Source organism: Leptospira dzoumogneensis, assembly GCF_004770895.1.
In the GTDB taxonomy this organism is placed as follows: domain Bacteria; phylum Spirochaetota; class Leptospiria; order Leptospirales; family Leptospiraceae; genus Leptospira_B; species Leptospira_B dzoumogneensis.
This window is the reverse complement of sequence record NZ_RQHS01000019.1, coordinates 369984-396232: the sequence shown is the minus strand read 5'-3', so window position 1 is coordinate 396232 and position 26249 is coordinate 369984. Positions and strand designations below refer to the sequence as shown.

At 40.8% G+C, this 26249-nt stretch carries 28 protein-coding genes, 1 tRNA gene and 1 pseudogene; 16 read left to right on the top strand and 14 right to left on the bottom strand.

Annotated elements, in window-relative coordinates; all coding sequences use genetic code 11:
- Positions 1-59 precede the first annotated feature (59 nt).
- Positions 60-800 carry a lysophospholipid acyltransferase family protein gene (locus EHR06_RS15470; protein WP_135757822.1) on the top strand — a complete coding sequence of 247 codons (741 nt, stop codon included), beginning with the start codon at positions 60-62 and terminating at the stop codon, positions 798-800.
- Here EHR06_RS15470 and folE read toward each other — a convergent pair.
- Positions 757-1320 (bottom strand): annotated as a pseudogene (gene folE / locus EHR06_RS15465) (GTP cyclohydrolase I FolE); the annotation flags it as partial. The gene EHR06_RS15470 and the pseudogene folE overlap by 44 nt on opposite strands.
- 128 nt (positions 1321-1448) lie before the next feature.
- On the opposite strand from folE, the gene EHR06_RS15460 reads away from it, so the two are divergent.
- Positions 1449-2573, top strand: a complete 1125-nt coding sequence (locus EHR06_RS15460; RefSeq protein ID WP_135757820.1) for a glycosyltransferase family 4 protein — start codon at positions 1449-1451, stop codon at positions 2571-2573.
- A 1-nt stretch (position 2574) separates the two neighbouring features.
- Here the strand turns inward: EHR06_RS15460 and EHR06_RS15455 are convergent, their stop codons facing one another.
- The 4 genes from EHR06_RS15455 to rocD all read right to left on the bottom strand — a co-directional run bounded on the left by EHR06_RS15455 (position 2575) and on the right by rocD (position 6286).
- Entirely contained in the window at positions 2575-2766 is a 192-nt protein-coding gene (locus EHR06_RS15455; protein WP_135757819.1) for a DUF1289 domain-containing protein, read from the bottom strand.
- Positions 2767-2777: 11 nt separating this feature from the next.
- Entirely contained in the window at positions 2778-4553 is a 1776-nt protein-coding gene (locus EHR06_RS15450) for a cation:proton antiporter (protein ID WP_135757818.1), read from the bottom strand.
- Positions 4554-4694: 141 nt separating this feature from the next.
- Positions 4695-5024 (bottom strand): hypothetical protein, encoded by a 330-nt coding sequence (locus tag EHR06_RS15445; RefSeq protein ID WP_135627835.1) that lies wholly within the window; start codon positions 5022-5024, stop codon positions 4695-4697.
- A 26-nt stretch (positions 5025-5050) separates the two neighbouring features.
- The gene (gene rocD, locus EHR06_RS15440; protein WP_135757817.1) at positions 5051-6286 is read right to left on the bottom strand and encodes an ornithine--oxo-acid transaminase; all 1236 of its coding nucleotides are present in this window, start codon (positions 6284-6286) and stop codon (positions 5051-5053) included.
- A gap of 145 nt (positions 6287-6431) precedes the next feature.
- On the opposite strand from rocD, the gene EHR06_RS15435 reads away from it, so the two are divergent.
- The 4 genes from EHR06_RS15435 to EHR06_RS15420 all read left to right on the top strand — a co-directional run bounded on the left by EHR06_RS15435 (position 6432) and on the right by EHR06_RS15420 (position 8664).
- Positions 6432-6758 carry a TRL-like family protein gene (locus tag EHR06_RS15435; protein ID WP_175284896.1) on the top strand — a complete coding sequence of 109 codons (327 nt, stop codon included), beginning with the start codon at positions 6432-6434 and terminating at the stop codon, positions 6756-6758.
- On the top strand, positions 6755-7345 hold the full coding sequence (locus tag EHR06_RS15430; protein WP_135757815.1) for a hypothetical protein: 591 nt from the start codon (positions 6755-6757) through the stop codon (positions 7343-7345). The genes EHR06_RS15435 and EHR06_RS15430 overlap by 4 nt, the downstream gene beginning before the upstream one ends.
- Positions 7326-7715 (top strand): DUF423 domain-containing protein, encoded by a 390-nt coding sequence (locus EHR06_RS15425; protein WP_135757814.1) that lies wholly within the window; start codon positions 7326-7328, stop codon positions 7713-7715. The genes EHR06_RS15430 and EHR06_RS15425 overlap by 20 nt, the downstream gene beginning before the upstream one ends.
- Positions 7716-7848: 133 nt before the next feature.
- Complete coding sequence (locus EHR06_RS15420; RefSeq protein WP_135757813.1) at positions 7849-8664, top strand: PhzF family phenazine biosynthesis protein; 816 nt, start codon at positions 7849-7851, stop codon at positions 8662-8664.
- A 5-nt stretch (positions 8665-8669) separates the two neighbouring features.
- Here the strand turns inward: EHR06_RS15420 and EHR06_RS15415 are convergent, their stop codons facing one another.
- The gene (locus EHR06_RS15415) at positions 8670-9320 is read right to left on the bottom strand and encodes a TetR/AcrR family transcriptional regulator (protein ID WP_135757812.1); all 651 of its coding nucleotides are present in this window, start codon (positions 9318-9320) and stop codon (positions 8670-8672) included.
- A 121-nt stretch (positions 9321-9441) separates the two neighbouring features.
- Between EHR06_RS15415 and EHR06_RS15410 the strand changes: the two genes are divergently transcribed.
- The 3 genes from EHR06_RS15410 to EHR06_RS15400 all read left to right on the top strand — a co-directional run bounded on the left by EHR06_RS15410 (position 9442) and on the right by EHR06_RS15400 (position 11078).
- A complete protein-coding gene (locus EHR06_RS15410) occupies positions 9442-9867 on the top strand; it encodes an ABA4-like family protein (protein ID WP_135757811.1) in 426 nt (141 codons plus the stop codon).
- Positions 9854-10663, top strand: coding sequence for a hypothetical protein (locus EHR06_RS15405; RefSeq protein WP_135757810.1), 810 nt, complete (start codon positions 9854-9856; stop codon positions 10661-10663). The genes EHR06_RS15410 and EHR06_RS15405 overlap by 14 nt, the downstream gene beginning before the upstream one ends.
- Positions 10664-10751: 88 nt before the next feature.
- A complete protein-coding gene (locus EHR06_RS15400) occupies positions 10752-11078 on the top strand; it encodes a YnfA family protein (RefSeq protein ID WP_135757809.1) in 327 nt (108 codons plus the stop codon).
- Positions 11079-11091: 13 nt separating this feature from the next.
- Here EHR06_RS15400 and EHR06_RS15395 read toward each other — a convergent pair whose 3' ends face one another.
- Together EHR06_RS15395 and EHR06_RS15390 are read right to left on the bottom strand one after the other, a co-directional pair.
- A complete protein-coding gene (locus tag EHR06_RS15395) occupies positions 11092-11436 on the bottom strand; it encodes a hypothetical protein (protein WP_135757808.1) in 345 nt (114 codons plus the stop codon).
- Complete coding sequence (locus tag EHR06_RS15390; protein ID WP_135757807.1) at positions 11433-12965, bottom strand: carboxypeptidase M32; 1533 nt, start codon at positions 12963-12965, stop codon at positions 11433-11435. The genes EHR06_RS15395 and EHR06_RS15390 overlap by 4 nt, the downstream gene beginning before the upstream one ends.
- A gap of 64 nt (positions 12966-13029) precedes the next feature.
- Here EHR06_RS15390 and EHR06_RS15385 point away from each other — a divergent pair.
- Positions 13030-13101: transfer RNA gene (locus EHR06_RS15385), tRNA-Gly, on the top strand.
- A gap of 14 nt (positions 13102-13115) precedes the next feature.
- Here the strand turns inward: EHR06_RS15385 and EHR06_RS15380 are convergent.
- Positions 13116-13589, bottom strand: coding sequence for a ZIP family metal transporter (locus EHR06_RS15380; RefSeq protein WP_208757809.1), 474 nt, complete (start codon positions 13587-13589; stop codon positions 13116-13118).
- 273 nt (positions 13590-13862) lie between these two features.
- Here EHR06_RS15380 and EHR06_RS15375 point away from each other — a divergent pair, with 273 nt between their 5' ends.
- Positions 13863-14483 (top strand): DUF6935 domain-containing protein, encoded by a 621-nt coding sequence (locus EHR06_RS15375; protein WP_135757806.1) that lies wholly within the window; start codon positions 13863-13865, stop codon positions 14481-14483.
- Positions 14484-14535: 52 nt separating this feature from the next.
- Here EHR06_RS15375 and EHR06_RS15370 read toward each other — a convergent pair whose 3' ends face one another.
- A complete protein-coding gene (locus EHR06_RS15370) occupies positions 14536-16329 on the bottom strand; it encodes a monovalent cation:proton antiporter-2 (CPA2) family protein (RefSeq protein ID WP_135757805.1) in 1794 nt (597 codons plus the stop codon).
- 224 nt (positions 16330-16553) lie between these two features.
- Between EHR06_RS15370 and EHR06_RS15365 the strand changes: the two genes are divergently transcribed.
- The 4 genes from EHR06_RS15365 to EHR06_RS15350 all read left to right on the top strand — a co-directional run bounded on the left by EHR06_RS15365 (position 16554) and on the right by EHR06_RS15350 (position 19318).
- Positions 16554-17858: a porin gene (locus tag EHR06_RS15365; RefSeq protein ID WP_135757804.1), complete on the top strand. Its 1305-nt coding sequence runs from the start codon at positions 16554-16556 to the stop codon at positions 17856-17858.
- A 96-nt stretch (positions 17859-17954) separates the two neighbouring features.
- Positions 17955-18440, top strand: a complete 486-nt coding sequence (locus EHR06_RS15360) for a glutathione peroxidase (RefSeq protein ID WP_135757803.1) — start codon at positions 17955-17957, stop codon at positions 18438-18440.
- Positions 18437-18886: a MarR family winged helix-turn-helix transcriptional regulator gene (locus EHR06_RS15355; RefSeq protein WP_135757802.1), complete on the top strand. Its 450-nt coding sequence runs from the start codon at positions 18437-18439 to the stop codon at positions 18884-18886. The genes EHR06_RS15360 and EHR06_RS15355 overlap by 4 nt, the downstream gene beginning before the upstream one ends.
- 69 nt (positions 18887-18955) lie before the next feature.
- Positions 18956-19318, top strand: coding sequence for an LIC13410 family lipoprotein (locus EHR06_RS15350; protein ID WP_100722467.1), 363 nt, complete (start codon positions 18956-18958; stop codon positions 19316-19318).
- A gap of 58 nt (positions 19319-19376) precedes the next feature.
- Here EHR06_RS15350 and EHR06_RS15345 read toward each other — a convergent pair whose 3' ends face one another.
- Complete coding sequence (locus tag EHR06_RS15345; protein ID WP_135757801.1) at positions 19377-20180, bottom strand: LIC13411 family adhesin; 804 nt, start codon at positions 20178-20180, stop codon at positions 19377-19379.
- Between the two features lie 131 nt (positions 20181-20311).
- On the opposite strand from EHR06_RS15345, the gene EHR06_RS15340 reads away from it, so the two are divergent.
- On the top strand, positions 20312-22732 hold the full coding sequence (locus tag EHR06_RS15340) for a 1-acyl-sn-glycerol-3-phosphate acyltransferase (RefSeq protein WP_135757800.1): 2421 nt from the start codon (positions 20312-20314) through the stop codon (positions 22730-22732).
- An 18-nt stretch (positions 22733-22750) separates the two neighbouring features.
- On the opposite strand, the gene purT is transcribed toward EHR06_RS15340, so the two are convergent.
- The 3 genes from purT to EHR06_RS15325 form a co-directional block, all read right to left on the bottom strand.
- A complete protein-coding gene (purT, locus tag EHR06_RS15335; protein WP_135757799.1) occupies positions 22751-23914 on the bottom strand; it encodes a formate-dependent phosphoribosylglycinamide formyltransferase in 1164 nt (387 codons plus the stop codon).
- A 105-nt stretch (positions 23915-24019) separates the two neighbouring features.
- Positions 24020-25132, bottom strand: a complete 1113-nt coding sequence (locus EHR06_RS15330; protein ID WP_135757798.1) for a FecR family protein — start codon at positions 25130-25132, stop codon at positions 24020-24022.
- 143 nt (positions 25133-25275) lie between these two features.
- Positions 25276-26208 (bottom strand): glycosyl hydrolase family 18 protein, encoded by a 933-nt coding sequence (locus tag EHR06_RS15325; protein ID WP_135757797.1) that lies wholly within the window; start codon positions 26206-26208, stop codon positions 25276-25278.
- Between the last annotated feature and the right edge of the window lie 41 nt (positions 26209-26249).

The following is a 26249-nucleotide window of genomic DNA, read 5'->3' as shown; positions in this document are numbered from 1 at the left end:
CAGCCTGTTATGTAAAAAAAAGGAATGCTCCCCGACCGTATTACAGCAGGCTCGCCTCAATGTCGGAAAAATTGGATACTCGGGAAAGTTGGAAGCGTAGGTTCCTAGTATGGTTAGTGCCTACTCTGGTAGTTTTTTTACAAAGGATCATCGGACTCACCTCAAAAAAAGTGGAATTAGGAAAGGAACATTTTAACTCTCTTTATCCTCTAAAGAAGCCGTTTATCCTCTGCGTTTGGCATACGAATGTTCTCTACTCACCATATTTGAATAAAAATCGCAAATTAGCCGTTTTGATCTCTGAATCTAAGGACGGTGATTTTATCACCGGAGTAGTGCATAGATTCGGAAACGGTAGTATTCGTGGGAGTTCCTCTAAGGGCGGTTCAAAGGCTCTTAAGGCAATGATCGTTCACTTGAGAAAAAATCTTCCTGCAGCGTTCACTCCCGACGGACCTAGAGGTCCAGCTTGGATCGTTCAGCCTGGAGTGATCGCAGCAGCCCAAGTTTCTCAGGTCCCTATTTTGCCGTTTCATTATGAATGTACAAAACAATGGATTGCGGAGAAGTCTTGGGACAAACACAGGATCCCAAAACCTTTCACAACCTTTGTGATCTCTTACGGAGAGCCTATCATGATCCCTAGAGATCTAGATGAGGCAGGTTTCGAAAAAGAAAGATTGAGAGTGGAGAAAGCAATGCTCGAAAATAAAGATCGAGCAGAGCGGAAAGCGGAAGAACTTAGAGCTAAATCTTCTAGGTCGAACCGGTCCGAATTAGATCTAGAAACTCACTCCTAGTTACCATATTCGTTTTAAATTCTCCGAGCATACAAGAAGTGAAAAGTTCGGAGTTTTGTTTTTCAACTCCTCTCATCATCATACAAAGATGTTTCGCTTTGATGACTACCGCAACGCCCAAAGGATCCAGAACTTCCATAAGGGCATACGCTATTTGCTCGGTCATTCTTTCTTGGACCTGTAACCTTCTCGCAAAAACGTCCACGATACGAGGGATCTTGGAAATCCCTATGATCTTTTTATTCGGAATATAACCTACGTGAGCCTTTCCAAAAAAAGGAAGAAGATGATGTTCGCACAGAGAATACATTTCGATATCCCGGACAAGTACCATACCTTGGCTGTCCTCTTCGAAGATCGCTCCGTTTACTAAGGTATCAATATCGGCCCTATAACCGGAAGTCAGGAATTCATAAGCTTTTCGGACTCTTTTAGGAGTGTTTAAAAGTCCTTCTCTATTCGGATCTTCTCCGATCGCTTTTAATATACTCGTTACTTCGTTTTCCAAGTTGTCTCTCCGTTCTTCGCTTTGAAAATGTATGTAGTTAGACTCGTCTGGACAAGTCTTGGTAGTTTACTTCTCTTTTCAAGGGGAAAAGCGATTGGCTTGCCATTCCGACTTCATCCTATACGATGGTTTAATTTTCTATGAAGGCGAGAAGGATCAAAATCGGATTCGATGCAAGGATGATTGCCCATTCAGGGATCGGTTCCAGGATCAAAGGACTTTTGAATTGGCTGGGAGATATCGCCTCTAAAAAAGGGATCCGGATCGTTCTACTTGGAAATCCTGATCTTATTAAAAAGAATCTTTCCGCTAAGGTTTTAACTTCTTACGAAATTTTAGAATATAATGCAGGGATCTATTCTATCAAAGAATGGTTCGGAATTCCCGAGATGAAAGATTTCGACCTGTTGGATATCCCACATTTTAATGCTCCTTTAAAATTCTTAGATCTATGTGTTGTTACTATTCACGATATCATTCCATTCAGAATGAAGCAGTTCCATTCTTCTTTTTTGAAACAAGCTTACATGAAACTTGTGTTTTTGCTCATAAGAAAGAAGGCCAAAAAGATCATTACCGTTTCTGATTTTACTGCAAAAGATCTAACTGAAGTTTTTTCATTTTCCCAGTCTCAAATGAGAACCATCTATAACGGTTTAGATTCCAAGATATTTTCTCCTAAAAGTGATCCGGAAAAGAAGAAGTTCCTGAAACAGTATGGACTCAGACCTGGATATTTACTCAGCGTCGGTATCGGAAAGGAGCATAAGAATTTAGGATTCGTGCTTCAATCTCTCAAAAAACTTTGGTCCGAAAAAAAGATCAAAGCAGATTGGGTGATCGCAGGTTCCGGAGGAAAACTTCCTGACTATCTAGTGGAAGATGCAAAAGGTTGGGAAGATAGAATTAAATTAGTTCCATATTTGTCGGAACAAGAACTAGCAACTTTATATTCTGCAGCCAAGTTACTTATTTATCCTTCTTTGTACGAAGGATTTGGATTTCCACCTGTGGAAGCTCAGTCTTGCGGCTGCCCCGTATATTCTTCCAACTCGAGTGTTCTTCCTGAAATTTTAGAAGATACTGCATTCTTCTTTGATCCTAAAGATTCTAATTCTTTTGAAACAGGCTTAGTCCAATTATTGGATTCTCCCAAACTTCTAAGTTCTAAAACCAAAGCTGGTTTAAAAAATTCCAAAAGGTTCGATTGGAAGAAGTCCGCAACTGATATTGTGGAAGAATATTTGAAACTGGTTCAGAACTGATTTAAGGATTTTTGAAAGAAGGTTTTCCGAGGGAAATTTTTCTTTCTTCTATTTTGTGTCGGATCGTTTTTCTTTCGTCTTCCGTATACATGGTCCACCTGCCGATCTCTTCTAAGGTGCGGTAACAACCTTCGCAGAGACCGGTTTCATAGTCCATATTGCAAATCTTAATACATGGAGAACGAACAATCATCCTAAGAACTACTAGGTCTTTTTGACCTTCTTCTTATTCGACGCTGTTTTTTTAGGTTTTGCTTTTGCGGATTTTACGATTGTAGTGCTTCCGTTTTGATCTACCATTCCGGACAATTCGGTAAATAGAGAAAGTCCTGAAATTTTACCCGGAACGATTACGTGGGCCGCTCCGTTATTTCTAAGGACTTCCGCTTCTTTAGGATCGTCTGTGGTTAGAATGATCTTAGGTTGGTGATGTCTACAGATACTTTTTAAGGATTCCAGCAATCTACGGTTGGTAGTTCCTTTTAAGATCATATCGGAAACCGTACAAACGATATATCTTGCTTCTTCTATTCCTAGGTGATGAAGGCTTTCCGGATTTGCAAGATCTCCATAGGCCCAACGGATCCCTTTAGATTCCAGGGTTTGTCTATAGATCGGATTAAAATCCACTACCAACATTCTTTTGAGCCAAGAAGGTTTATCCTCTTCTATCCCATCGATCAAACCTTGCGCGATCCGGAAATATCCTAAGACTACGATATCTCTTTTTGTCTCACCGGTCACTTGGGACTCTAAAGGTTCTTTGTTTTCTCTCACTCCGAAAATAGATAAGAAGGAGATAATACCTCTAGCGATCGTATCATTAAACAGGATCACATAAGTGGAAATGATAGAAGCGATGATCATAGAAGTCAGAACGATCGCTTGTAGATCTTTTCCTATATGCTCCTTTTGCACTCCTAACGCCAGGATTACCAAAGAGAATTCCGAAATCTGCGCCAGGTTCAGGCCTGCAACAATCCCAGCTCTTAAACCTTTACCTGAGAAGAATACAGTTGGAGCAATGATCAAAACTCTGCTCACTAAAACGAATCCAACAGCTAGGAATGCGAGACCTAAGTCGCTCGCACTCGGGGCTTGGATCTTCATTCCAAGAGCTACGAAGAATAACGTAATGAAGAAGTCCCTGATCCCTGAAAGTTTACTGATCACATCCGCGCCATAAGGGAAGGCTGCGATACTCACACCTGCGATCAATGCTCCCATCTCTTTAGAAAGTTGGAGTTTTTCTGCGACACCGCATAAGAAGAAACACCAAGCGATGGAAGTGATTAAAACCAATTCAGGTTTGGAAGCTGCGAATAAAAAGATCCTAGATAGAATGAATCGACTGACAAGGAAGGAGAACACTACAAGAGCGATACCCTTGACCAAAGATCCAAGCACATTCAAGATCTGAGGATCTTGCAAATCAGGTTGGATCCCCATAAATAGAATGGCCCAAATATCCTGTAAGACCAAGACCCCGATCGTGAGCCGTCCCGCAACAGTGCTGATCTCAAACTTATCATGAAGAAGTTTGACTACGATCATTGTGGAACTGAGAGAGAGTGCGATCGCAAAGTAAAGAAGATCGAAATTGCCCGGTGCAGGAGGGAAGAATGTGCGGAATACAAACCAAGCCGCGGCGACACCCAAGAAGAATTGTAAAACTCCAAGAGCGAACATGGAGCGTCCCATTCTGGCTAATTCTTTCAGATCGATCTCTAAACCGATGATGAATAATAAAAGGATCAAACCGATCTCTGAGATCAGTTCTATACTTTCTTCGCTTTTAACGTAACCAATGGTCAGCTTTCCACCTACATAAGGTCCGAATAATGGGCCGATGATCAATCCTGCGATTACGTAACCTAAGACCAGAGGTTGTTTGAATGCTTTTGCGATGATTGCGAAGAAGGTCGCGAAAATAATACTAAGGGCGATATCAACTAATAAAGTAAGTGAATGATGTTCCATCTTTTCGGTATGAGTTCCCCTTAAATTAGTTTTGTCGGAAGGATATTACAAAAAGAAATTATTAAATGAATATAGTCCATTCACTTTTTATTACGGATTTTCGTATCCAGAGAATGAGGGAGCAATGCCCCGAGAGAAATTTCAGTCGTTGGACTTGAATAGATCCTTAACAGCGTCTTTTGCTTTGGATAAAGTATAATCTTCTCTATCGATCAGCACGAAATCTAAATTCTCTTTTTCTATTCTAGCCAAAACCTTGGCGATGTCGGCGGGAGATTTTAAGTTGGTAGCCAGGTATTTGAACTTGGTCCCGCATTCAGGACAAGACTTGTCCTTAGTGTAATTCAGCCCCAGATGTTTACATTTTCCGCAAGTTCCGTACAGATCGTCTATGATCATCAATTGGGAAGAAACTTCGCTGACGCTCAGTTTTTGCCAAACCCGGATGTACTTTTTGTCTTCAGCCGACATTCTTTTAAAAAAACGAATTCGAAAGATTAGTCAAGGGTTTTACGGATGGTTTGGAGAATGAGAGAAGTCGCCTCTTCCAATTCGGTTTTGGAAATACATAGAGGAGGAGCAAAACGGATCGTGTGATCGTGGGTTTGTTTTGCAAGAATTCCAGATTCTAATAATTTGTAGCAGATCTTTTTCGCTCTTGGTCCCGTTGCATCCGGAAAAAATTCCACTGCGTTTAACAATCCCTTTCCTCTGATCTCCTTCACTTTATCTGGATATTCGGATCTCAGAGCTTGCAGAGAAGAGCGGAATTCTGTCCCTCTTATATCCGAGTTCTCTGATAAATTTTCTTCTAATAAGACTTGGATCGCGGTTTTGGCGACTGCTGCAGCTAAAGGATTTCCTCCGAATGTGGAGCCATGAGTTCCGGGTTTTAGAGTAAGAATGATCTCATCAGAACTCAGTACCGCAGAAACAGGAAGAGTTCCTCCGGACAATGCTTTACCTAGAACAAGTAGATCCGGCTTTACATTTTCATGATCTGCGGCCAAAAGTTTTCCGGTTCTGCCAAGGCCGGTCTGCACTTCGTCCAAGATCAAAAGTACATTACGATCCGAACAAAGTTTACGTACTTCTTTTAGATAACCTTCTCTCGGAACGATTACACCTGCTTCTCCCTGGATCGGTTCCACCATGAATGCAGCTACATTAGGATCTTCTAATTCTTTTTTTAGGGCTTCCGTATCGTTAAATGGAATGATGGAAAATCCAGGAACAAAAGGACCGAAATCTCCTCTGCTTGTAGGATCAGTAGAAGCGGAAATTGCACCGATACTTCTCCCCCAAAAATTCCCGGAAGCAAAAACGATCTTAGCTTTATCAGCAGGGACTTTTTTGATTTGGTAAGCCCATCTTCTTGCGAGTTTGACGGAAGTTTCTGCCGCTTCTACTCCGGTGTTCATTGGGACCATTCTATCGAATCCGAATGTATCACATAAAAATTTTTCCATAGGACCTAGTTGGTCGTTATAGAAGGCTCTGGAAGTAAGAGTTAGTTTTTCGGATTGGGCCTTTAATGTTTCTATAATTTTAGGATGACAATGGCCTTGGTTCACTGCGCTGTATGCGGATAAAAAATCGAAATATCTTTTTCCATCCGTATCCCAAAGAAAGATACCTTTCCCTCTCTCCAGCACAACGGGAAGAGGTTCATAGTTAAATGCTCCGTACTCTTTTTCAGTATCGAAGTAAAATTGGGAAGTTTGCGTGTGCATCGTACTCGATTCTAACCGGTTCAAGAGTCACACAAGGAGATTTCGGTATTTTACCTTGACTTTTGTGTTTCAACTTGTTGAAATTTATCACATGCAATTCTCTTTTCCGAAAATATCAGCTTCTATACCGATCGTTTTTGCGATTATGTTCCTTACGAACTGTCTTTATACGAATATCAAATCTCCAGGTTGGTATTATTCTCAAAGTTATTCGGACGTAAGAGGAATGGAGCCGGTAGGAAAATTAGAAGGTACTTCCTGCGGAACTAGCTGGCTTTGGATGGTTTACACCGGAGACGAGAGTTACGAGGCTGCAGTCCAAAATGCGATCAAGGACAAAGCGGATCTTCTATTCGACGTTCAGACGGATTATAGTTACAAATCCTTTATATTCGCTCTTTATTTTGAAAAATGCACCCGAGTTACCGGGATCGGAGTGAAACTTCCTCAAAGACTTCTGAAAAAAGAATGAAACTCATTCCTTACAAACGGTTCCTTTTTCTAATTCTGATCTTAGCGCAGTTAGTCGGTTGTATCCAAATGGGAGCAAATGGCAGAGCCTTGGTTCGAAGGAATCCGGAACCTTATCCTACAGGCCTTGGTATTCCGCCGGACAACGACGTTCATTTGAACGGTGCAAATTTCAGGGACCCTTCCATCCATTATGGAGAATCTTCCACTAAGTTGAGGACCGGAGGTTTTGACGGTTATATCCGAACTACGACATCTTTTCCTCATAAGGATATGTTTCATGCTTCCTTAGATGGTTGGGATTGGTCCGAACATAGGATCGTTAAATTCGAGGGAGAAAGTAAAGGCTGCCAATTCGGAGTACGTTTGTTTCTTCCCATTAAACGAGGGTCTAACGATGCATTCATTCCGATCCACTTTACTTTCGGAAATAAAAGTTTTTACGAAGAATTGGGCGAGCAGATGAAGTTGAATTCTATTGAAGCCTTATTCGATAGTAGGCTGGACGTGGAGTACACCGCCTATATCTTCGGATTATTCAGAAGAAAATGTCTGAGGTTCCAAAGTTATGGCATCCAAAAATTCTAACTCTATTCCATTATTCTTATCGGCTATTTTAGGTTTTTTAGCAGTGGCTCTAGGCGCGTTCGGAGCACACGGATTAAAATCAGTATTAACTTCCGACCTGCTCGCGATCTACGAAACCGGAGCAAGATATCATCTCATCCACGCAGTAGTCTTGCTAGTATTAGCATTGAGCGGAAAACTTTCAGAGTCCAAGTTTAGAAGGATCGGTTTTTGGCTGATCTTTAGCGGGATCTTGATCTTCTCCGGTTCATTATACGCACTTTCTTTAACCGGGATCAGGGTTTTAGGTGCGATCACTCCTTTGGGAGGATTGGCATTTTTAACCGGCTGGGCTTCTATCGCGTATTCAGCTTTTTCTAATAAAGAATAAATTCTCTATCCGGCAATATGGAAATTAAAATCCGTATTACTGAAAGATTCGATGTATTGTTTTCTGTATTGGAAAAAAGAATTAAAACTGTCACTGTATTCCTTTGAAAAAATAGGGAATGATGCTTACGAACATGAAAACCGAATATACGATTTTCCAAATAGATGCATTTACAGATTCCTTATTCAAAGGTAATCCGGCAGCAGTTGTTCCCTGGGAGGGAGAATGGTTGCCAGACTCCAAACTTATCGATTTAGCGGCGGAAAATAATCTATCAGAGACCGCATTCTTTCGTCCCAGAAAAGAAAAAGGAGAATATGATCTAAGATGGTTCACTCCAGGTGTAGAAGTGGATCTTTGCGGTCATGCAACTCTGGCAACTGCATTTGCCGTTTACGAAATATTAGAAGATAAGCCGGGACCTTCTTCTTTAAAATTCCATACTAAGAGCGGGATCTTGGAAGTGTTTCGAGAGAATGGAAAATACTATTTGGATTTTCCTGCGAGACCTCCTGTAAAGACTGAATATTCTCCGGATGATGTTGCTTCTTGTTTTAATATAAAAGCAAAAGAGATTTGGAAGGCTAGGGACATCTTATTCGTTTTTGAAAAAGAGTCGGATATAAGAGATTTAGTTCCAAATCATGAAGCATTGAAAAATCTTCCGTTCTTTGCTGCGATTGTGACTGCTCCCGCAGACAATGGGAAATCATACGATTTTGTTTCCAGATTTTTTGCTCCTGCTAAAGGAGTTCCGGAAGACCCGGTGACCGGTTCTTCTCATTGTACATTGATCCCTTTTTGGTCGGATAGATTTGGGAAGAAGGAACTGAATGCATACCAAGCTTCCGTGAGAGGCGGACATTTGGTTTGCGAGAATAGAGGGGAAAGAGTCCGTATCGGAGGAACCTGCAAATTATATCTGCAAGGCTCCTTTTACTTAGAGTAGAAGTTCTACTTGTAAGATTTATTCCTCAAACCTGAATCCAGAATTTGTAAGATCTTCTCCGCTTCCCGCAAAGCATTACTCTTATCGATTTGTAATAGCGGATTATTCAGTTGGCATTCGTTTAGAAGAACCGAATATCCGTGAACCAAGGACCAGGCCGCAGTTGCCATTTCTCTTGCTTGGAATTTATTGATCTTTTGAGATTCGCAGAGAAGGATCGTTTCCCAAAGTTTTAAAAAGGAATTTTTACCTGCTTCCATCAGATCTTCCAGATCATTTACAGGTCCAAGATCAATATGCCACATCGCTCTGTAGTAACCTACATTCTCCAAACAAAAAGAAATATAAGCAAGGCCTAACTTCTGCAATCGATCGAACGGATCGGAAGGAGAAGAAGCATTCTCCGCTTTTGTAAATTCTTCAGTGATCTTTATGAATCCATCTTTTGAGATTTGGGCGAGAAGGTCCCTATGAGAAGGGAAATGTCTATAAGCTGCTGCATGGCTCACTCCCGCTTCTCTTGCGATCTCTCTGATGGTAAATGCGGAATCTTTGCTGATCTCTAAACGTTTTAAAGCCAGTGTTTTTAGGGTTTCCGCTAGATTTCCGTGGTGGTAGGAACCTTCCGGCTTTTTCATTTTTTTCTTTGCGGGCATAAAAAATTTCCTAAAAAATGTTGACGTTGGTAACATTAGGTGTTACCAATAGTAACATTCTCGGACCGACAATAGATTTTTCAAGTAAATCCCGGATCAAATCGGGAAAAGACGAGGTTTTATGACTCCAGAACTGACATTCAAACTGGCCAGCAATTTTGCCATTGTAGGCTGGTTATTACTCGCGGGCCTGCCAAATGCAAGAGTGACCAAGTTATTGGTAAGGAACGGGGTTTGGCCATTGATCCTTTCCGGATTGTATTTGCTGATACTTGTTTTGCATGCAAGAGGAGGATTCGATTTCGGGTCCTTAGAAGGTGTGACCAAACTTTTCTCAAATCCTTGGGTATTACTCGCTGGTTGGGTTCATTATCTTGCATTCGACTTATTTGTTGGTATTTGGGAAACTAAGGAAGCAGAGGTATTGGGAATTTCCAGATGGATACTGATCCCTTGTTTGTTTTTCACACTGATGTTCGGGCCGATCGGTTATTTATTATTTCAAATCGTTCGTTGGAGAAAAGGAGGAAGCCATGCAAGCATCTAACGTTTTATATCCGAATCATTCTCAGTCGGAAGGTTTTTTCCATACTTTAAGAAAAAATAGAAGCTTAAGCTTTTATACCGGGCTAGTATCTTTACTTTTAATACCGGTGTACATTCTTCTTTCCCAAGTCGATCCAAGAATCGTTGTAGGAGCCAATACTTGGATCAAACCTTTGAAGTTTGCCGTTTCGATAGGGATCTTTCTTTGGACTATGGCTTGGTTTTTGGAACTGTTGGAAGATTTCCCGACTTTCAGAGACAGAGTGGAAAAATACTTTGTGATCTCTACTGCGGTGGAATTAGTGCTGATCACTTTTCAATCCGCAAGAGGAGTTCAGTCCCATTTTAACCAATCTTCCGCACTTGATGGAGCGATCTATAGTATCATGGGAATGTTTATATTTCCGATGATCCCGGTTGCGATCATGATGGATAGAAAGTTCAGACTTCTGGGTTCCAAGTTGGATCCTAAAGTTTTAACTGCGGTTCGATCCTCTCTTTGGATCTTTGCAATTGCTTCCGTGGTTGGGGTCTTTATGTCAGCGAGACTGGCTCATTCTGTAGGAGTTCCTGACGGGAGTCCCGGATTACCTATCGTAAATTGGAGCAAGAACGGAGGAGATATTCGTATCGCTCATTTTGCGGGGATACATGCTTTGCAAATTCTTCCTTTGTTCGCTTTTATAGCGATCAAACAAAGTTGGGATGTTCTAAGCGTAAGAATTGTTTCGATCGGCTATGCACTCTTGGTAGGAGCAGTCTTTGTGAATGCAATGTTAGGTCGTCCTCTGATCTAATAGTTTTCAGATCCGAACCTGTCGTTTTGATGCGGTTCGGATCGATTTTCTTCTTCTAAAAAACCGCCTTTCAAAAAGAGATCATAATATGGAATATTTTAAATCTATAATGATCTTTATATTTGCAGGTCTTTGCGAAATAGGCGGCGGATATCTTGTATGGCTTTGGTATAAAGAATCCAAATCGGTAGTCTACCTTATAGCAGGAGGATTGATCTTGGCTTTGTATGGAGTAGTCGCCGCTTTACAGTCTTCTTCTTTCGGAAGAGTTTACGCAACTTACGGCGGATTTTTTATCGTGATGTCATTGTTATGGGCTTGGAAGATGGATGGGTTCCAACCGGACAGATACGATATTATAGGATCATTGATCGCTTTATTCGGAGTAGCGGTGATCTATTATACTCCTAGATAAGAATTGTCTTTATTTAAGAGCCGGCTCTTTCCGTTCCGAAATAAAATTTTCCTTGTTTGCGGATCAGGTTTCTCTGGATCAATCCATCTGCGATGATGAGTAATCCTTGGGCAGCTGCATGTTTTTTTTCGTCCGGAACATCGTTTTGTTTGGACATCAATTCGTGAACAAATGCTCTTCTCTTTGAATCCATAACCCCCAGCATGGAGCCGCAAACTTTTTTATCTCCCACCAAAAACGCAAGAGCCAAGGTTTGAGGAGGAGTTTCATTGCATAAATAAAACAACGCAAGATTATCAAAGAAGGACAATTCTTCGAAGGACTTTAAAGTTAATTCTTCCTTATCTTCTCCGCTCATATTTCCTCTTGTTCTTTGATCTTAGAATCCAAATATTCCACTAAGTATTTGGAATTCGGTTCTTCTCCGGTTGCTTGTCGGATGAGTTCCTTTGCTTCCAAACTTCTACCCTTACTGTGAACATGTTTTCTAAGCCAATTGAGGAGAGAAGAAGTTTCTCTGTTTTTCAATTCATCCTTAAACTTAGGATTCTGTTTCAAGAAGGCGGAATACAATTGGGCCGCGTAAATATTTCCCAAGGAGTAAGTAGGAAAATAACCGAAGGCTCCACCGCTCCAATGAACATCCTGCAAAAATCCTTTGGAATCATCAGGAACATCCACACCCAGCAAAGACTTCATTCCATCTTTCCAAGCACCTGAAAGATCTTTTAAAGCCAGTTCCTTTTTGAAGATTGCCCTTTCAATTTGGAACCTTAGGATCACATGTAGATTATAAGTGATCTGGTCCGCTTCCACACGGATCAAAGAAGGTTTAGATCTATTCACAAAAGAATACAATTTAGAAAAAGGAATAGAAGATTCTGAAATCCCTAAATTTTTCAGAAATAATGGATAGATCCCTTCCCAAAATTCTTTGGATCTTCCCACTTGGTTTTCCCAAAGACGGCTTTGAGATTCGTGAACACCTAAAGAAACGGAATCTTTTAAAGGAGAAGGACCTCCTGTGATCAAAGAGATCCCTGCTTCATACAAAGCGTGACCTGTCTCATGCAAAACGGAATACACGGAAGAAAGCGGATCCGATTCTTCATAACGTGTGGTGATCCTTTTATCAAAAGAACCTAATGAAGTGGAGAATGGATGAGCGCTTGCATCCAAACGAAATCCTGACTCAGGCAAACCCAAAAGAACGGGAAGACTCGTATTAAAAGGAATTTGAGAATCGATCGGAAAATTTCCCTGAAAAGGAAACTCAGAATCTTTTGCTTTTGCGATCAAAGGCACTAAAGATTTTCTAAGATCCGCAAATAGAACTTCTAGATCCGTCGCTTTTGCTTCCGGTTCATATTCATCTAAAAGAGCGTCATACACTTCCGTAGAATAACCGAAATAATCCGCCTTTTGAAAAACAAGATCTAGGATCTTTTGTAAGGTAGGAAGAAAAGAAGAAGTATCATTCTTCTTTCTTGCATCCACCCAAATAGAATGTGCCTGACTTGTGACCTTGGAAAATTCTTCGACCCAAGAAATTGGCAAACAAGAAGAGCGATCCAGATCTTTGAATAATAAATTCAGTTCTCTTTCTCTGAGAGATTTGCCCGGAGCATCAGAACGGGAGTTCTCTTCTCTTGCTTTCTCCGCCAGACTACGAAACGAATCACCTATAAAAGATTTATGAGCAAGCCCGGAAAGAAAACTAAGTTGGTCACCTCTTTCACCTAAGCCATCACTCGGGATACCGATCTCCATGTCCCAATGTAATACACTTCCAATATTCCTAAGATGATAGATATTACGGAATTCATCCCGATACGCCTTGAACGCCGGAAAGACATTTTCCCAATTTTGAAGTTCGGATTCCCACATACTTAAAAAACATTCTTTTCGATTGACATCCCGCCCACCAACCAAAAACTGACTTTTGTCTATCGCGGGCATGGTGTAATGGCTAGCACCGTAGCCTTCCAAGCTTCTAGTGAGGGTTCGAGTCCCTCTGCCCGCAAAAACTTCCCCCCATCAACCAAAGATCGTATCTAAATACATCATAAATACAAACCCGAAGATCAGGGTCAAAGCGGAGAAGTCGTGGAATCCTCTCTTATGAGTTTCCGGAATGATCTCACCGACTATGATAAACAACATCGCACCTGCTGCAAATCCCATTGTCCAGGGCATCATCGGTCCCGCGATAGATACCGCAAAACTTCCGACCAATCCTCCGATCGGTTCTATCAATCCCGTTAAAAACGCGATGCTGAAAGATTGAAGCTTGGAATATTTTACGGATAGAAGTGACACTGCTACCGCCAAACCTTCCGGAATATTTTGGATACCTATTCCTGTTGCAAGAGAAAGCCCGGAAGATAATCCGTCTCCAGCGATCCCGACTCCTACTGCCATTCCCTCCGGAAAATTATGAAGAGTGATCGCTACTACGAATAACCAGATCCTGCTAAGAGCTTTTGTATCCGGTCCTTCTTTTCCTGAAATGAAATGTTCATGAGGAGAATATTTGTGAATTAAAAATAGGATCCCAACACCGAATAAAAGTCCTAAGATTACGATGCCCGGTGCAGAGCCCCGCGGCTAAACTTGCTAAAAATCCGGAGAATATGATATTAGAAGACATGGAACCAGGTTTTGATTTTCTCAAAGGAATCCGCAATAGAATTTCTAAATCTTATTTTGTCAGAAAGTTTTTTCTGGACTTGTTTTTACTTCGTATTTAAATCTGACCTCACTCTTTGGACCAGTGGTGCGATTATGAACCGAATTCTAAAATATGTTCCTGTTCTATGGATGATCTTGTTTGTGGGAACCTTATCCGCTCAAAATGAAACCTATACAGTAACTGCAAATTCTTGGCCTGCTGATTTTTCTTCTTTCGAATCGTTTAGAGATGCGAATGCGGGCACTTCTCAAGGAGCGGTTATCGTTCTTTTGGCGGCTCTTTCTATTTATTCCAAAAATGCGGAAGAAGGTAAGAAGGCGCTGATCATCTGCTTGGATGCTAATTCTCTCATTTCCGATACTTCTTCCAATGGATACAAAGGTTTTAATATCAATCGGAACACGATCGATCTAGTGAAAAGACAGTTAGAGCAGCACCCTTATCTGATAGGTTCCTATCTTCCCGGTTCTTCTTTCCAAAATGGTTATAAACCTACTAACCCTCCTTATAATTTTACTCTGACTTCGAATCGTTTCAGTGGAACGGAAGAGTCGGGACAGAAAAAATTATTTCTTCCTTCTTCCGGAGCTGATACTCCAAGGCCTGTGACCGTAAAAAGAAATGCTAAGGGAGTATGGAAAGCTTCCGAGTTTTCCAGTTTATTAGTAGGTATTAAAAAGCCTGCGACTTCTAATCCTGCAGACGATCTTTGATCGTTTTTCCGGTATCTCAGATGGATCCCTAATGTTTATAGGGATCCATGTGCTAAGAAGCTTCTTTCTGTAACATATCCGCAGCGAAAGCTTCCTCTAACTGGCGGACTGCATTTTTAGAATAAGCGATCAGTTCTTTTTCGTTATGTCTGAGTTTGAATTGATCTTTGACCATTGCCTCATCATAATCCCTGAACTTTTGGATGAAGTATTTTACTTCCGAAGGTAAAAATCCCAGATCTTTTAAGGTTTCTTCAGCAAGTTCCAAGGAAGAAGCAAACGTATCTCTTCGTATTGTTTCAATTCCCAGTTCCATCAGATCGAAATAATGGGATCTATTTCTGGCCCTTGCAACGATCCTTAAGTTTGGAAAATTTTCTTTAGCGATTTTAGCGATCTTTACGGATAACTCTGCGTCTTGGATAGCAAGTACAAGTATTTCCGCTTGGGCTGCTCCTGCAGCAGTCAATAGATCTAGCCTGCTTGCATCTCCGTAATAGATTTTATGGCCGAATTTTCTGGCAGCATTTACCTGGTCTGCGTTATGCTCTAATGCAGTGAATCTGATCTTATGTAGATACAACATCCTGGAGATGATCTGTCCAACCCTTCCGAATCCTGCGATGATCACACGGTTTTTTTCGTAAATTGGATCCGCAGGTCTTTCCTCTTCTTCGTGTAAATAAGGATCTATTACTTTTTCCTTAATGATGCCTGCAAAAGGAGTGAGTATCATGGAAGCAGTAACGATTACGATGGAATAATCGGTGGTTTCTTTAGAAAGAACGCTGAGTTGTGCAGCCACATTCAGGATCACGAATGCAAATTCCCCACCCTGAGAAATGCTGACCGCAAGATTTGAAGAAGAATCGGAAGTAAGTTTTGCGATCTTTCCTAATACGAAAAGAACGATCCCTTTTACTGACATTAATCCGACCGCAAGACCTAAGATCAAGAATGGATGATTGATCAGAATTTCCAGATTCATGGACATTCCAACTGCAAGGAAGAATAGACCTAATAATAATCCCTTAAAAGGTTCTAAGTTCGCTTCTAACTCATGTCTGTATTCTGAATCTGCGAGTAACACTCCTCCTAAAAAAGAACCTAGTGCCATGGAAAGCCCTACCTTTTCCATTGCAAAAGAAACTCCAAGTACTAACACCAAAGAGAGAGCTACGAAAATTTCGTGATTTCCGGTGGCAGCGATCATTCTGAAAAGAGGTCTCATCAAAAAACGTCCGCTTAAGATCACCAAAAGAATAGCTGCAATCGCAGTTCCTAATTTATAAAAATTTAATCCACTATGAGCGGTTTGTCCCGGTTCTAAAGCTGCCAAAGGAAGAATTGCCATTACAGGGATCACTGCTAAATCCTGGAAGAGAAGGATTGCAAATGCGGATCTTCCGTAAGAAGTATTGAGCTGGTTTTTTTCCGCCAAGGATTGAAGAGCAAACGCAGTAGAAGAAAGTGATAAACTAATCCCTAATATGATCGAAGAGACAAGGCCTAATTGGAATAGATAACCGATCAATCCGCCTAATAAAAGTGAAGAAACCGCTACTTGGAAAAATCCCATTCCGAAAACAGGTTTTCGGAGCACCCAAAGAGTCTGAGGTCGGAGCTCCAACCCGATCAAAAAGAGTAGAAGGACCACACCGAATTCCGCAAAATGCATGATCTCGATCCCGCCGGTCACAAGTCGGACCCCATGAGGCCCGATCAGAATTCCTCCTACGACATAACCTATGATGGATCCTATTCCTAATTTTTTGAAAATAGGAACACATAAGACGGCTGTGCTTAGTAGAATTATGGCGGTAACGAGTAGACTTTTCTCTTCCATCAATGCTCTTCCTTTTGATTTGGATTAATTTTCATTAGACATTTTACGGATATGGAATAAAACCACTTTTCCTACGTATGATTTTTGTTCTCAAAGACGGAAACGCTATAACTATTTGGGATTAGTATGAGGAAAATACGGTTTCTTCATAAGATTTGCGTTAAGAAATATCTTTCGGGCAAAAATGAGTGGATGATAAACAATTCGAAAAAAATCAAAAATTTATGATCCGCAAATTAAGATTGTACAGATCCATTTTTTTACTTTGTGTTTATTCGTTTTCCGGCCCACTTTTTTCCCAAGATCTAAAGACCCAAGAGGCACCTGGAAAATCTAAAGAGAAAATCGTTCAAAGTAAAGAAGAGAATCCAAAAGCAGATGCTCAAACTTCTTTGGAAACACAAGAAGAAGAAAAAGAAGGTCTTAAAACCGAGGAGCTGAATCCTAAAAAGAAAGATGATCTGGTGGTCCCGATCCAATTCGGTTTTTTCATCGACGGTTATTATAATGCAAGTTTGAACCGGCCTGCATCCAAAGAACTATTATATACAACCCAAGCGACTCGAACCAACGAATATAATATCAACCTAGCGTATCTGGATGCCAAAGTAGAAACTGATAAATACAGAGGAAGATTTGCAGTCCAATTCGGTACATCGGTCGTAGCAAATTATTCGGGAGAAGGCACCGCAGGCAAAACTTCTAACGAGTCATCTATCCGAAATATGCAGGAGGCCTACGGAGGTGTTCGATTAGGAAAATCAACCTGGCTGGATGCGGGAATTTATTTCGGGCATCTAGGATACGAGTCTTGGATCTCTCATGAGAATTTTGTTTATACTCGTGCATTCTCTCTGGATTACGTACCATATTATGTTTCAGGAGCAAGATTGAGCGGTAAGATCAGCGATAAACTTTCTTACCAACTTCATTTAAATAACGGATACCAAGTAGTTACGGATAACAACAAGGATATCTCCGGAGGTTTCCGACTGGAATGGAATCCTTTGGGTAATTTAATGTTCCGTTGGAATACTTTTATAGGAAACGAACAACCGACTACTACTCCGAAAGAAACCAGATATTATAATAATTTTATCGCAGAATGGAAACCATTCCAACGGCTTACATTAGCTTCTTCCTTTGATGTTGCTTATCAAGAAAGAGCAAGCAGAGAAGACCTGGTCTATACACCTGAAGGTCCGATCTATCTTCGCAGAGACGGCACTGCATTTAGGCAAACCTATGTGGGAAATCTATGGCTTGCATATCGATTCTTGCCCGATTGGAGAATTGGTATGAGATTGGAAAGATACCTGGATCGGGAACAGATGATCATCGTTACAAATACAAAGGATGGTTTTCAGACGAGTGGTGCCACTGCTACTTTAGATTATCATCCGGATCCTGCCATTCTGGTAAGATTTACTTACCAATACAGAAGATCCATGGATTCAATCTATCCACATGAGAATAATACGTCCAAACTAGACCGTATGTTCATCTTCTCTCTTTCTCTTAAGATCTGAATTTTGCCCGGGGAAATTTTAGAATTTTTCTAAAAAAGATTGAACAAAATTAAATTGTATGCAATCTATTTATTACGTAACTAGGAGGTGCCCGCTGTGGCCCAGAATTTATACGAACTAACCGCTACTTTAAACAACGGATCCGAAAAAAAATTACAAGATTATAAAGGAAAGGTCCTATTGATCGTTAACACTGCGAGCCAATGTGGATTTACTCCTCAATACAAAGGACTTCAGGAGATGTACGACAAGTACAAAGGAAAAGGTCTGGAAATATTGGGATTCCCTTGCGACCAATTCGGCCACCAAGAGCCGGGAACAGACGCGGAGATCCAAAGTTTCTGCCAAGTGAACTTCGGTGTAAATTTCCCTCTTTTCAAAAAGATAGAAGTGAACGGGGACGGGACTCATCCTGTTTACCAATACCTCAAAAAACAAGCTCCAGGACTTTTGGGAAAATCCATTAAATGGAACTTTACCAAGTTTTTGATCGATAAACAAGGGAACGTGATCAAAAGATTCGCTCCTATGACTCCTCCGGAAAAACTGGACAAACAGATCGAGGAACTTCTTTCCAAGTGAATTACGAATCCTTAAAGTTAGAGAAACAGATCTGTTTCCCGCTTTACGCTTCTTCCAGGGCGGTGACTGCTTTATACAGGCCGCTTTTGGAGGAGTTCGATCTTACTTACCCTCAATATCTTGTTCTTCTGGTCCTTTGGGAAACGGATAAAATCCCCCTAAAAGAAATTGGGGATAAATTATTTCTAGATTCAGGGACCTTAACTCCTCTTCTCAAAAAAATGGAATCCTCCGGTCTTTTGACTAGAGACAGATCCGATCTGGACGAGCGTTCTCTTGTGGTTAGCCTGACTACAAAAGGAAAAAAATTGCAAAAAAAAGCGGTTTGTATTCCGGAACGATTGTTGGAAGAATCAGGTCTCACTACTGAAAAGGTGCAAGGCCTGAAACGGGATCTGGACGACCTTCTTATTATCCTAGAACAAAAATTAAGAAATTCGGCGTGACAAATCCGTTTTATCGAAAACTATAGAGCCGCTTTTTTAAATAGTGCGCTCGCGCTAAGGAGTTTAAAAATGAAACGCCAATTATCCGCAATATCATTTGCTGCGGTACTTATTTTCGGAGCTTGTTCTTCCGAACAAAAAAAATCGGAGCCAGCTTACGTTCCGAATTCTGATATTCGTGTTGTAGAAGCGAATATGATCAAGGAAGGAGATAAAAGAATTAAAGCAGAAGCTGTTTTAGGAACTCCTACTTTCGAAGAGAATACCCAAGACGGATCCGTTTTAGAATGGTATCTTGAATCTACTACTTACCAAAAAAATTCCTATAAAACTTTGGCTGAAAAACCTTCCAGAGTGGATGACAGCACTAAGTATATCAAAGTGATCGTTGATAAAAAAGGTGTGATCAAAAAGTACGAATACAAACTTTAATTCGAACTTAAGATCAATACCTGCAAAAAAGGCCGCGTTACAGCGGCCTTTTTTATTTTCAGATATCGTCTTCCATCAGATCGATCCCGGCAAACCCAAGAAGAAAGTCCAAAAATTCTCCGAAGTTAAATCCTAATCTGATCCCATATCGAATGGAAATATATAACTCCACTTCGAATAAAAACGCGGAAGGATAATCGTCTTTATTCTTAGGATTTTGCGCTAAGAACGTTTGGATCGCTTCGTTCCTTTTATCCGGATCTAGACTCTCTAAGTATTTTCGAAAGAAAGCTTCCTTTTTGGCCTTTCTTCTTTCGGAGACCGGATTATTATAAAAACGTAAATATCGTATTTCGTAACTTTTAGAATTTAATCTTTCGTCGGAGAGTTCTGGAGTAGGATTCGGGTCTTGTTCCGATTCGGGATTTTCCGGAAGTAATAAAAAGTCCTGACCTGATTTAGGATCCGATCCGGTTTTTTTGGTTTCTTCCTTTTGGGGAGAAGTTTCGGTCGGAGGCATGGAGTGGAACTTCTCCCCGCCTAAAAATCCAAAGATCAATTGTTGGGATCTATAAGGTCCGAAAGTTCCGCCTCTTAATCCATATCCGGTCCCTAAGTCTCTCTTTCCAGGTTCGGATTCTCCACCTTGAAAAACAAATCCGGTTGCAAGAGGTCCTATACGAACTCCGAGTCCGTAACCGGGAGTTTCTACTCCTGCGGTGAAAACGTCTCCTAAATCTTTTTTTCTATGAGACCAGTATGTTGAACAATCGATCACTATAAGACCCAAAAGAAAAATACAGAAAAAATGTATGATGAGTCTTTTTTTCATTTCGGGAAATAGTCTGACTTTAGTCGCCAAGATCGGCTTTCCGCTAAGCTCTCGGTTTCATCAGGAAACGCAATCGTAAAAGTGGAGAAATTTTATTGGTTTTCTTCCTCTAGTCTTATTGAAAAGTATCCCGATAGAAAAATGAAAATTGGAATGAATAGATGAACGAATTGGAAGAAACTCGAGTCCGTCATAAAAACATCGCCGTCTTCGGAGGCGGGCCGATGGGAGTTCATCTTTCCGTAGAGTTGGCAGAAAGAGCGGACAGACTTTTTCTTTGGTATTTCGATAAGAAGAAGGCGGATCGTCTTCAAAAAGATAGATCTGCAGAATTGTTGGAAGAATTTGTTCCTCTTGCTGACAATATTATCGTTACAAACGATTTCGATTTTTTATCACAAGGTTCCTGGATCATCGTTATCGCAGTCCCTTCCAGACAAAAAGAAAGTGTGATCGATAGGATCTCTTCTTATCTTTCCGAACAAGAAGAACATACGATCATTTCCTTTACCAAAGGTCTCGTTTCCACTTCTACTCGTAAAAAGACAAACGCTATTACTTTCTCCGACTATGTAATTAAAGTTAGGGAAATGAAAGAAAATCTGAACATGGAATATGTTGCTGTGGCAGGACCGAACCTTCTTGCTGAAATGGCTAAGGGAAAACATAGTTTCTTTTCGATCGCATCCACAGGTGAAAGAGCTTCCGAAGTCATGGAAGATCTTTTTTCCGGACCCAGAAATCATATTAAAACTTTTGAAGATATTAGGACCTTAGAATTATTCGGGGTTATGAAAAATCCGATCGCGATTGCATGCGGTCTTGTGAATGGAATTCCCGAATGCGGATCCAATTTTGAAGGAGAGCTGATCAGTTTAGGTTTTTCGGAAATATTAACTCTATTAAATGCATTAGATCTTCCGGTAAAACCCGCAATGGAATTCGGGCTTGCGGATCTAATAACGACTGCAACTTCCAGGGCCAGTCGTAACAGAGCGTACGGGCAAAGATTTATTCGCAAACTCATCTCCGGAGAAGACTCTCCGAATCTTCTCGAAAGGATTGAACTATTCTTAAATCCGAAAGAATTCATCCAAAAAGAAATGAGCCAGAGTGAAACACATGTAGAAGGAGCCTATGCACTTTCTACCATTCTGGATCTAGCAGAAGAGAGAAAAGTGGAACTCCCACTGTTTACTACACTCTTCGAAGTTCTTACTAGAAAAGTTTCTCCTACGGAAATGATCCGATTCGTTTCCAAATCGACTAGCGACGATATCAGAAATATTTCCAGAACTGCTCGCAAAAGATTCGGTTTGTCTCTGGCATCCGGAAAGGAATTCCAACAAGCGTTAAGAAGAAGGGTGCTTAGACATGTTCATTCCCAGCCCGGATTGTCGGATCGTATCTTAAAACAGTCCGGATTGCAGATCAAATCTTTGGAAAAAAGATATTCAGAAGCTGTGGAGACGGAAGCTGGAACAGATCTAATGCTTCTTCCTAGAGAAATTGCTTTATGGCAAGAAGCAGAGGCAGCATATGAAAATGGAAAGAGCAGGAACCTGGAACGTTTAGTAGAGTTTTATGTTTCTGAAATTGCGGACGAGTATAGTCCTCTTTTTAGAGAATCTCTTATCCATTTAGTAGCTCCAGCACGTTTTGCGATAGGTGGTTTCAAACCTGGAGGTGGACTTCCTAAGATCGGAGGAAATATAAAAGAGATCAAAGCTCTTGCTTCCAGATACGATATCTTATACACTCCGACTCATAGATCCCATTTGGATTCGATCGAAGTTGCTTTCGGTCTCCGATGGCTTGGGCTTCCTGTTCCAAGATATGCAGCTGATAAAAAAGTAATGGGGACTCCAGGACTTGCCAGGGTTTTAAAATCTTTGGGCGCTTATATGGTGGATCGAAAAAGAAATCGAAACCTTCTCTATTTAGAATGTTTGACCCAATATTCTACGATGATGCTCGAAGCTGGAATTCCAACATTAGTATATCCTGAAGGAACCAGATCCAGAACCGGCGGTATCATTCCGATCAAAACTGGAATTCTTTCCACATCAGTGGATGCATTTAAACATACTGGAAGCGAAGTGATCGTAGTTCCGATCGTTCTTTCTTACGAAAATGTTCCGGAAGATGTGGAGTTTGCAGGTAAAGACACTCATCTTTCTTTTAGGGACTTCTTATTTAAAAGAACGGAAGTGTATATGGATCTTTGTGAACCGATCCCGGTTTCCAGATATATACAAGAAGATGATCCTACTCTTTCTATTTCTATGGAGATCTCCAGATCTTGGCAGGCTCATCATAAAATCCTTCCGAACCATATAGTAGCAAAACTTTTAATGGAAGCCGGTGGAGATATCAGTTCTTCCGATCTAAGCAAAATGATAGAAGAAATGATCCTTACTAGAAAAGGAAATTATCTGACCAAGGATGTTCCTGAAATTTTAGATAGAGGACTCAAGGTTCTAAATTCCAGAAAGTTTATCAAAAAAGAAAACGGTCAGATCAAAGCATTAGAGCCTGAACTTTTGCAATATTATGGAAACATGGTACCGGACCCGACGTAATCGGGCCGGCCGGTTTTGTTAATCTACTTTTATCTTGGATGCGATCAATACCGCTCTTTTTCGGAGCATAGAAATGGATTCGTCCTTATCTGAATAAGTAAGAGCTACTCCCATTCTTCTGTATTTTTTGGTGATCGGTTTTCCGAAAATTCTAAGATCGGATTCAGGCATTTCACATGCTTTATCTAGTCCCTGGATATTCGGGACCTGACCTTCTGTCTGCGCAAGGATCACTGCGCTTGCTCCTTTTCTTACTAAAAGAATTTCAGGAATAGGGAGACCTAAAACAGTTCTGGCATGTAACTCGAATTCGTTAAAACTTTGAGTGCCTGCTAAGGTAACCATTCCAGTATCATGAGGTCTGGGAGAAAGTTCCGAAAAATAAACATCATCTTTCGTTAAGAAAAATTCCACTCCCCAGATACCTGCGCCGCCTAACTCTTTAGTGACCTTCTCCGCCATTTCTTGAGCGGACTTAAGCTGTGTGTCGCTGATCTCCGCAGGCTGCCAACTTTCTTGGTAGTCTCCTCTTTCTTGTCTATGACCGATAGGAGGGCAGAATAAGGTTCTTCCTGACTTTTGTGTTACCGTTAACAAAGTGATCTCAGATTCGAAAGAGATAAATTCTTCGACTATGATCTCGGATGCACCGGTCCTTCCTTTTGTTTGAGAAGCGATCCAGGCAGGTTCGATATCTAATTCAGTTTTGATCACGGACTGACCTTTTCCGGAAGAAGACATTAAAGGTTTTACAACGCAGGGAATTCCTATTGTCGTAATCGCTTCTTTCAATCCTTCTAAAGTGGAAGCATATTTATACTTTGCGGTTTTCAGATTTAAGGTTTGAGAAGCAAGGTCTCTGATCGCTTTACGATTCATCGTAAAGTTTGCCGCCTTTGCGCTCGGAACTACTTGGTAACCTTGTTTTTCGTATTCATAAAATCTTTCCGTTCGGATGGCTTCGATTTCCGGAACTATCAGATCCGGTTTATGTTTGGCAACGACTCTATCTAATGCGTCCCCATCCAACATATCGATGACTTCTTTTTCATGAGCGACCTGCATTGCAGGTGCTCCGTCATAACTATCGACCGTAATTACATATTGGCCTAATCTTTGGGCAGCGATTACGAATTCTTTTCCGAGCTCACCTGAGCCGAGCAGAAGTATTTTCTTTCTCATAGGTTCTTTTGAGAGAATTTCAGAATGGGAAGGAGAATGAAAAGGAAAAAACAAGGGTCAGGCCGATTTGCAATGAATACAAACCGACCTTCAGAACGTTAAGATCTACTTTTTCTTTTTAGTAACCACGTCGAAGTTTTTGTATTGGATATACTCTACTTCGGAAGTATCCAAACGAAAGATACCTTTGGTAGAATGTACCAACATCGTATTTCCCACCTGGGTCACCACTGCACCGTGCAAAATTGTTTTATCCAGCTTGTGAATGGATTCTAAAACGGTGTAATATTTTTTGATCTCTTCTTCCGACTCCAGCTTTTGAGAACCTGCAATCGACTCCACTTTGTCCAAAGCGATATTCAGTTTTTCACCCTGATCTTTCTCTATTTCTTTTGCTAAGGATTTGTTATCCAAACTTCCGGAGATCAGATCCTCATCTACTTTTACCAAGGTTTCCAGATCGGCACTTTCTCTAGGATCCCTTTCGAATTTTCCTTTTTGGACGGTTCTTACTAAATCAGTTCTAAAACTTTCGATACTTTGGGCAATGGCCGCGTCATCCAATCGATTCAAAATTGTTTGAGCGAGCTGGTCGAACTCAGGTTTGACTTCTGCCTCTTCTTCCTCGGAGATCACGATCTCGTTTTGTTCCAATAATTTTTGGAGCTTTTGGTAATTCGGATTTTCCGCAATTTTATCCGCTTGGATTACCTGACTGACTGGAGCCTTTAAGGTCATTGCAACCATTCCCTCATACACTTTGATCTTAGGAAGTGTGCCTTGTACTACTTCGAAGGAGAATGCGGTTCCTCGAACACCTGCGATTGCAGTTGGTGTGGAAATTTTGAACTGTTCTTTTTGACTTAACTTGTTTGTTTTTACGAGTAGAAGTCCCGTTTTCACAACAAGGGAAGTTTCTTCCGAAAGATCTCCATGAAGAGAATCGATACTTAGATTTGTATAAGGTTTTAAACGGATCACATGGCCGAGACCCGTTTGAAGATCTAGGGTCCCGTTATTCGTTTTGATGGTATCGTTCTTTTGAAGTACGTTTCCTAAGGAAATAGGGATGAGCTTTCCGTTTCTTTGTACTTCCACTTTTCCTGTTAGGAATATGACTACTAAACCTGGTTTGGATTTGGAAGCTTTGGAGCAAGAATAGTAGAAGGGCCCGATGAATGTTACGATTAGGAACAGAAGAAAGAGTTTACGATTCATTTGTTTATTCCGCCTGGAAATGAGATCTATTCGATCTACTTTAATTTAGAACGAATGAAATATATTTCCTTATGATAAATAACAAATTGAACTTTGTATTTTTGCAAAAACAGTGAAAATTATTTACGGATCCAGATAAAATTTCAAAAACCTAATCTCCAAAACGCAAGTCCTTTTAACTTTATATTTTTTGCATATTCTTCCCAGAGTTTTAGGTCCAGGATCAGGCTGCCTTCTCCTTTGTCCGTGCGGATCAGATAAATCCCTTCTTTTTCTTTTCCATGCCGGAGTGCGAAATTTTTATCCGAGGTTTGGGTTAGGAGTTTAGGTCGTTTTATATCCTTCTTCCAATAATAACCGTAAAGAGGGAGACCTAACCAGATCTGCTCCGGCTTATAAGTTTTAAGAAGAAGTCCCGCATTTTGTTTTGCCCAACCAAACTCAGTCACTGGTCCCGGTGAAGTTTTGGTAGAATGTAGATCGTAAGCCATGAGCACGATCTCATCCGCCAGATTTTCTTTATAAATTGCAGAATGAAAACCGGAAAGTTTAGGATCGAATCCTTCCGTTGGAAAGACTGCTAATGTAATAAGTTTTCCTTTCTTCTTTAGGACTGGTTGGAGTTCTAACAGTAGCTGTCTATAATGAGTAGAATATTCCGGACCGAATCCTTCAAAATCCAAATGGATTCCTGAATAGAAAGAATGATCCTCCAAATAGAGTTCTAAATTTCGAACGAGCACATTTCTGAGTTGGGGAGAAGTCAGGACCTTCTTCCCTATAGCTTCCGATCGAAAAGTAATGAGTGGAAACCATCGGATCTGATTCTTCTTTGCAATTGTTTGAAGGGTAGAAGGTACCGAAGCCCCGGAAACTTCTCCGCTACTTCCTATATAAGTCCCTGTAAAACAAATGCTGGTCCCGGGTTTGAATACCTTCTCCCAATAAGCCAAAGGTTTCGAGGTTAGATCCTGGCTTATAGTATACTTCCAAACGTTCTCTTGGGCCGATAAGGGACATAGGGAAATACAAATGACGCAGTTAAATATGGATCTGAGCCTTGAAAAGATCTTCATTTATCCGTCCTGTAATATTAAGGAAACCGATCCTTGATTTT

What these genes read in the sequence shown, in the direction of transcription:
- EHR06_RS15470 (WP_135757822.1), top strand. Translation starts at nt 60, where the DNA reads ATGTCGGAAAAATTGGATACTCGGGAAAGTTGGAAGCGTAGGTTCCTA.
- EHR06_RS15460 (WP_135757820.1), top strand. Translation starts at nt 1,449, where the DNA reads ATGAAGGCGAGAAGGATCAAAATCGGATTCGATGCAAGGATGATTGCC.
- EHR06_RS15455 (WP_135757819.1), bottom strand. Translation starts at nt 2,766, where the DNA reads ATGATTGTTCGTTCTCCATGTATTAAGATTTGCAATATGGACTATGAA.
- EHR06_RS15450 (WP_135757818.1), bottom strand. Translation starts at nt 4,553, where the DNA reads ATGGAACATCATTCACTTACTTTATTAGTTGATATCGCCCTTAGTATT.
- EHR06_RS15445 (WP_135627835.1), bottom strand. Translation starts at nt 5,024, where the DNA reads ATGTCGGCTGAAGACAAAAAGTACATCCGGGTTTGGCAAAAACTGAGC.
- rocD (WP_135757817.1), bottom strand. Translation starts at nt 6,286, where the DNA reads ATGCACACGCAAACTTCCCAATTTTACTTCGATACTGAAAAAGAGTAC.
- EHR06_RS15435 (WP_175284896.1), top strand. Translation starts at nt 6,432, where the DNA reads ATGTTCCTTACGAACTGTCTTTATACGAATATCAAATCTCCAGGTTGG.
- EHR06_RS15430 (WP_135757815.1), top strand. Translation starts at nt 6,755, where the DNA reads ATGAAACTCATTCCTTACAAACGGTTCCTTTTTCTAATTCTGATCTTA.
- EHR06_RS15425 (WP_135757814.1), top strand. Translation starts at nt 7,326, where the DNA reads ATGGCATCCAAAAATTCTAACTCTATTCCATTATTCTTATCGGCTATT.
- EHR06_RS15420 (WP_135757813.1), top strand. Translation starts at nt 7,849, where the DNA reads ATGAAAACCGAATATACGATTTTCCAAATAGATGCATTTACAGATTCC.
- EHR06_RS15415 (WP_135757812.1), bottom strand. Translation starts at nt 9,320, where the DNA reads ATGCCCGCAAAGAAAAAAATGAAAAAGCCGGAAGGTTCCTACCACCAC.
- EHR06_RS15410 (WP_135757811.1), top strand. Translation starts at nt 9,442, where the DNA reads ATGACTCCAGAACTGACATTCAAACTGGCCAGCAATTTTGCCATTGTA.
- EHR06_RS15405 (WP_135757810.1), top strand. Translation starts at nt 9,854, where the DNA reads ATGCAAGCATCTAACGTTTTATATCCGAATCATTCTCAGTCGGAAGGT.
- EHR06_RS15400 (WP_135757809.1), top strand. Translation starts at nt 10,752, where the DNA reads ATGGAATATTTTAAATCTATAATGATCTTTATATTTGCAGGTCTTTGC.
- EHR06_RS15395 (WP_135757808.1), bottom strand. Translation starts at nt 11,436, where the DNA reads ATGAGCGGAGAAGATAAGGAAGAATTAACTTTAAAGTCCTTCGAAGAA.
- EHR06_RS15390 (WP_135757807.1), bottom strand. Translation starts at nt 12,965, where the DNA reads ATGTGGGAATCCGAACTTCAAAATTGGGAAAATGTCTTTCCGGCGTTC.
- EHR06_RS15375 (WP_135757806.1), top strand. Translation starts at nt 13,863, where the DNA reads ATGAACCGAATTCTAAAATATGTTCCTGTTCTATGGATGATCTTGTTT.
- EHR06_RS15370 (WP_135757805.1), bottom strand. Translation starts at nt 16,329, where the DNA reads ATGGAAGAGAAAAGTCTACTCGTTACCGCCATAATTCTACTAAGCACA.
- EHR06_RS15365 (WP_135757804.1), top strand. Translation starts at nt 16,554, where the DNA reads ATGATCCGCAAATTAAGATTGTACAGATCCATTTTTTTACTTTGTGTT.
- EHR06_RS15350 (WP_100722467.1), top strand. Translation starts at nt 18,956, where the DNA reads ATGAAACGCCAATTATCCGCAATATCATTTGCTGCGGTACTTATTTTC.
- EHR06_RS15340 (WP_135757800.1), top strand. Translation starts at nt 20,312, where the DNA reads ATGAACGAATTGGAAGAAACTCGAGTCCGTCATAAAAACATCGCCGTC.
- purT (WP_135757799.1), bottom strand. Translation starts at nt 23,914, where the DNA reads ATGAGAAAGAAAATACTTCTGCTCGGCTCAGGTGAGCTCGGAAAAGAA.
- EHR06_RS15330 (WP_135757798.1), bottom strand. Translation starts at nt 25,132, where the DNA reads ATGAATCGTAAACTCTTTCTTCTGTTCCTAATCGTAACATTCATCGGG.
- EHR06_RS15325 (WP_135757797.1), bottom strand. Translation starts at nt 26,208, where the DNA reads ATGAAGATCTTTTCAAGGCTCAGATCCATATTTAACTGCGTCATTTGT.